The organism is Chitinivibrio alkaliphilus ACht1 (assembly GCF_000474745.1).
Taxonomy (GTDB): Bacteria; Fibrobacterota; Chitinivibrionia; order Chitinivibrionales; family Chitinivibrionaceae; genus Chitinivibrio; species Chitinivibrio alkaliphilus.
Window position 1 is genome coordinate 1 of record NZ_ASJR01000067.1, and the last position, 1,007, is coordinate 1,007.

Below are 1,007 nucleotides of genomic sequence, written 5' to 3' on the forward strand. Positions count from 1 at the left end.
GGTCAAGGGTGTGGTTCCCTATTTCATGGCCAAGAGCAAGGGCTTCTTCGTAGGCTTGTGTGATGTAGCCCTGCACAAAAATTTCATTTTGTGACTCAGAGGTGTAAATTGGCATTTCCCGTCCCCACGATGCGGCTATCTTGCTATGCCGCTCTGTTTCGGGAGTGCCTTCAGGGTAGAACTCGTCGTTCGGTACATAATAGCCGTACTTTGATTCACGTGCTTGCCAATCGATGGGCCATGTGGGAACCATAAGACCGGAGATGACATTGAAGGTGAAGGTGAGTTGTGATCCATCAGGATTGGTAATACTTGGTGTTTGTGCTCCTAAGGCGTATGCATATTCCCATGCATGTTCCCAGTGACCACCATTTTGTTCGGGGTAGTTTGGATCAAGGGTTGGTTCATCTTCTGTCCATGCACCGGATATCCACACGGTGTCGTTGTGACGAACTCGGTCTCCCTCAGTGTAGGCAGCCATGGGACTCCATGCCATGGCAGGTTCTGCCTCAAACCCCGCGAGGGTATAGGCTGCCCAGCTCATCCCCATGTCCCCTTCTTCTATATTGAGAGGGTTGACACCATCAGTTGACCAATCACCTTCCACACGGCGACCACCAACCCATCCCTGCTCCGTAAAGGCAAGGGGAGGAGGTTCGGGCTCATAGTTAGAGCCTGTTTTTCCCGAGTAGGCGTTGTCATCCCAAATAATGGTAATGTACTGTTCTACCTGGTCAGGCCTGAGGTCTCCAGGAGGGTTTACAGAGGGAAAGAGAAAATCACGCGCGTGCGCCCCCGAGAGAAGCAACACCACGAAAAGGGTGAGAGAGGTTTTCATAGGATCTCCTTGTTGTTTTGTTGTACATAATGTACCAAAAAAAGAAAAAATGTCAAAGCCTTTTTTAAAATCCTCAGTATAACGGGTACAGAATGTCTACACCGTTTGTACTACAATCATGTAGCCATGGTACCGTGGGGGGCTAATTGATCTTTTGCATTACTAGAAC

General features: G+C 49.2%; 1 pseudogene. It reads right to left on the reverse strand.

Annotation, left to right across the window (positions count from 1 at the left end):
• Nucleotides 1–838, reverse strand: a pseudogene (locus tag CALK_RS11650) (hypothetical protein); the annotation flags it as partial.
• Between the last annotated feature and the right edge of the window lie 169 nt (nucleotides 839–1,007).